The sequence below is a fragment of the Kribbella albertanoniae genome (assembly GCF_004348455.1).
Classification (GTDB): Bacteria; Actinomycetota; Actinomycetes; order Propionibacteriales; family Kribbellaceae; genus Kribbella; species Kribbella albertanoniae.
Genome location: NZ_SMKA01000434.1, coordinates 1 through 4,210 on the forward strand (window position 1 = coordinate 1; position 4,210 = coordinate 4,210).

5 protein-coding genes are annotated in these 4,210 nt (G+C 68.2%); 1 reads left to right on the top strand and 4 read right to left on the bottom strand.

What is annotated here, in order from left to right:
* Positions 1-198: hypothetical protein (locus E1261_RS46735; RefSeq protein ID WP_238176825.1), on the top strand; the 198-nt coding region annotated here is incomplete at its 5' end.
* 76 nt (positions 199-274) lie between these two features.
* Here E1261_RS46735 and E1261_RS43530 read toward each other — a convergent pair.
* From E1261_RS43530 to E1261_RS43550, 4 genes are all read right to left on the bottom strand, one after another.
* Entirely contained in the window at positions 275-1,453 is a 1,179-nt protein-coding gene (locus E1261_RS43530) for a hypothetical protein (protein ID WP_165952856.1), read from the bottom strand.
* Between the two features lie 711 nt (positions 1,454-2,164).
* Positions 2,165-2,743 carry a hypothetical protein gene (locus E1261_RS43540; RefSeq protein ID WP_132416041.1) on the bottom strand — a complete coding sequence of 193 codons (579 nt, stop codon included), beginning with the start codon at positions 2,741-2,743 and terminating at the stop codon, positions 2,165-2,167.
* A complete protein-coding gene (locus E1261_RS43545) occupies positions 2,743-3,030 on the bottom strand; it encodes a hypothetical protein (protein ID WP_132416043.1) in 288 nt (95 codons plus the stop codon). The genes E1261_RS43540 and E1261_RS43545 overlap by 1 nt, the downstream gene beginning before the upstream one ends.
* A 49-nt stretch (positions 3,031-3,079) precedes the next feature.
* A partial coding sequence (locus E1261_RS43550) for a conjugal transfer protein (RefSeq protein ID WP_238176824.1) occupies positions 3,080-4,210 on the bottom strand: 1,131 nt, incomplete at its 5' end.

The window sequence follows — 4,210 nt, forward strand, 5'->3', positions numbered from 1 at the left end:
GGCACCCTCCTCCACAACGGCCACCCCACCGCCACCTACCGCCTCCCCAAAAACACCAAAACCCAAGCCCACCTGGAAATCACCCCCCTCACCAAACTCCCCAAGAAAACCCAGTCCCTCATAGAACCCGAAGCCCAAGCCCTCCTAACCTTCACCAACCCCACCGCGAACCACGACGTCCGCTTCCTAACCCCCTAAAACGAAACAGCCCACCCCTTCCAGGACAGGCTGTTTCGTCAGTGCGAACGATCAATGGCCCCGCGGGCTGTGAACGTCAGCCCACAGCGGCTCCCCAGGGTTTGCTGAGGAAGGCCTCGTTCTGGTCTACGGCGCGCCAGGAAACCGCGGCGCCCGAGGGCGCCAGGTCCACGAGGTCGTCTAGGTAGTGGCCGAGGTTCGGGACGGTCGGTGCGGTCCAGTTGGTCTTGGTAGAGCGTGAGTACACGTGCATGCGCTTCGGATCCGGATAGGTACCGGAGTTCCAACCGTCGCGCCAGGCAACCCGCTCGCCGTCGTTACTGATGTCGAACCCATCCGAGCTACCCCGGAAGAGGACGTCGGCGACCACGAACGGCCCAGTGCCGAACCTGCGGGCGGCAAGCGTGTATTGCGGGTCGAAGTCGTCGCCGAGTTTGACCTGGGCGATCATCCAGGACGAGTCGGCGCTGAAGACTACGCTGACGAACTCCAGGCCCTTGTTCACGTAGGGCATGGTCTTCTGACCTGTGCGGACATCCATCACCATCACGCGGTTGGTCGCGGTCAAGTACGGGCTCGCCGGGTCCTCGGTCTCGAAGTTGTACATCACGGTGTTGCCGTCCGGCGTCACCCCCAGTTCGAGCGGTGAGCCCGAGCCACAGGACTTCGGGTCGAAGCAGCCGTCGAGCCAGGCAGCATCCGCTTGTCCCTTGGTGGCTTGCCATACCCTGCGGTCAGCGCTGCCCCCATTGCCTGTGATGTATGTGACCTTGGTGCCGTCGACCGAGAGTCTGAAGGTGGACACTTTCCTCGGAGTCACCGGGGTTGTCCAGCGTTCCGCCGTCTGCAGATCCCGGACCGCCATCTGGTCGCTCTGGTTTACCGAGCCGGCCGCCGTACGGTAAGCGACGTAGCGTCCCTCGCCGGACGTCGCGTAGTTCGGAGCACTCAGCGCGGTGTTCACCCGGAACCCGGTGGCTATCGGCTCGGGCGTCGTACCGTCGGCCTTGACGGACACGATCTCGTCCGAGCGGTCCGCCAGATCACGCCGTACAAGGTAGAACTGCCGGTCGGCGGGTTTCTTGACGGCGAAAAACGCGTACCGGCCGGAGTCCGAGAACACGACACCGTCGATTCCGGCCTCCTCCCCGTCGACCCCGTCCGTGATGTCGCCTCCACCCGGATCGGCCAGCGTCGTCGTCCGGGGCGTGAACTTGCCCGAGCTCCCGGGCAGGCCGACACCGTCTGCGTTCACGGCGCGAATCGAAGATGCGCAGGTGATCGGTGTACGGAACCACGCGGCCGGAGGTAAGCCGGGCCAGCGAGGCGCCGGTGATCAGGCCGCGGCGGGGTGCGGCCACTGCGCCACGGTGCATCTCGCGGCTGATCAGCCAGGAGATGACCTCGGCCGGGGCGGTGTGTGCACGCCACACGGTCGAGCCGAGCTGCCGGCCGAGTTTGCGGACCCGCTCGTCCAGGTGCGCGAGCTCACGGGCGCTGACCCGCCAGGACGTCGTACCGAGGGCGTCGCTGATCGAGCCGCGGACCTGAGCGGTCGCGCGGGGGTCGCGGTCACTGAGGTGTACGCCGAGTGCGACGTACCGCTCGGGCATCCGCATCTCGTCGATCCGGTCGGCCCGGGTCTGCGCCCAAGCCTCGTGGTCGCCCAGCCGGTAGTGGCCTGCCACGGAGTCGATGTAGTCCTGGCCGGTGGAGCGGCCCCAGACCACCTTCAGGTGGCTGAGCCGGTCGCCGAGGATGGTCGCGGCGGCACTGACCGCGGCGTCCAGGGCGGCGTCCTGCTCGGCCTCGGTGGCCAGGTCCGTGTTCGCCACCGAGATCAGGAACCACGCCTCGGCGCTGCGTTCGGTGACGAGCAGTCCGTCGGCGATGGCCACCAGCCGGGGCGGCGGCAGGCCGCGCTCGCGGCCGACGCCCACCAGGTTCAGGAGCTTGTCAGCGATCTTCATTCGTGCCCCTCGTTAACCAATCGGCTGCCTGACGACGTCCTGCGACTGACCTTGCGCACGTGGTCCGCCCCGAGCAGGCGGGCACGCTGGTTCACGGTGATGTCCGCACCCGCGCGGACCATCGGATCCAGCTCCACCACGGCCTCGCGTTCCCATTCCGGTGTCACCCTGGCCTTCGCCAGGTTGGCCACCTTCTGGGTCGCGACGCGCTCACGCCACGGCAGGTACTCCGTCTTGTCGGCCGCCCGGGCGCCGAGTCCGATGATCGGGCGGTGTGCGCGCAGCGCGTAGCGGACGGCGAGCGCCCACTCGGTGACGCGGCGGCGGCGTTCGTGGAACTTGCCGGGGCGCCAGCCGAACGCCGTGATCACGAACGGCGGTACGACGTACAGGCTGACGGTGCCCTTCTGGGGCACCCCGACGAACGGGAACAGCAGCGCGATCCAGGCCAGGATGATCACCGCACCGAAGATGATCATCCGGCGTCGCGCGCCTTCTCCGAGGTCGATCCCGAGCAGGTCGTACTGCCGGGTCTCGATCTCGAAGTGGTGGGTCAGGGTACGGCCGACGCGCATCAATTACCCCCGGAGAGCAATCCCCAGAAGCCCTTCAGCACATTGATGGTCTGGTTGTTCGCATAGATCAGCCCCCCGACCAGGACACCGGCGGCGATATGGCCGAACAGCTCGCCCCACTCCCGCTTGAAGTAGTGCCCGATCGCGCGCAGGACCAGGATGGCGATGAAGATGTTGCCCGCGATGACCAGGACCCAGTCCTTGAAGTCCGCACCCGTCGGGACATTGGGATTGGCCAGGGGCGCGGCGAGCTGAACCACGCTCGCGGCCAGTTCGTAGGTGGTCATAGCGGTGTCTCCCTTGGTGCCTCGGTCATCCGACGGCGGGTTGCTGGTGTCATCCGACGGCAGCCACTTGCCATCGCTGTGCTCCGTCGGTGGCGACAGTACGCCGTAACGTGAGCGTGTACGTCTGGTCCAGCGTGGTGTCACCCACGCCCTTCCAGGTGACGGCAGCGGTCGCCCGCCGCTCGTCGTCGTTGCCGGTGTAGACCTGCCAGTCCTTCAGCTCGCCGAACTTCACGGCGCCGTTCAGACTGCGGATGGTCGAGCCGGGGGCGGTCACGGCCGACACCTTGTTGTCGGACTCGGCATACGCACCGAAGAACGCTTTGGCGTCCTCCTTCGTTGCAGCCGTCAGTACGTCGTCCGGTGCGCCGGGCCCGGGCATGTTCTCCGGCAGCGGCGCACGGCTGTCCGGCACGAACGTCGGTGGGCCGGACGCCACCACTCGGGCCGCGGTCCGCGCGACCGGCACGGACAGCCGCTGCCAGGCGAACGTGCCGGGCGTCATGACACGGCCCTTGAGGTAGTACTGCTGGACGCGCACCCGGACGTCGACCACGGCGGCCACCCCACCGGAGTCGACCTTGACCTCACCCGGGTAGGCGATCACGGCCACCTGCTTACCGCGCCCGTTCCAGCCGGTGCGGCCGTCGAGGCCGGCGGCCAGGTCGAGACCGACCTGGGCGGGGCGGGCATCCGGGTTCGCCTCGTCCCAGGTCAGGTAAGAGATCGCGTACCGCGTCGCGATGGCGCGGGCCTCGTCGAGCGGGAAGCTGGTCTGGCTGCCGACCACGGTGTCGGGCGTCCGGTTCGGGCTGATCCAGGACCGGATGCCGCTGATCGCCGCGAGCAGCAGGACCGCGACCACCAGGCCGCGGAAGAAGCGTCGTGCCCAGGTCGAGAACGACGACTCGGGCTCGGTGGCCCAAGGGGTCTGACCGGGCTCCAGCGGCTCCCGGACGGGACCAGGGGCCGCGTGAGCGCCGTGGGGCGACCGCTGCCGCAGCCGCTCGGGCGTGCGCTGACCAGGAACGGCACCGTGCCGCTGCTCACTGGGTGCCGGCTGCTGACCTGGCTGTGGGTGACCTTGCACCGGCTGACCGGGCTGCTGCCCACCGGGACGACGAGGCGGAGCCATCACTCCGCCGGGCGGCGGAGGAGTCTGGGGTGCGGCGTACTGCGC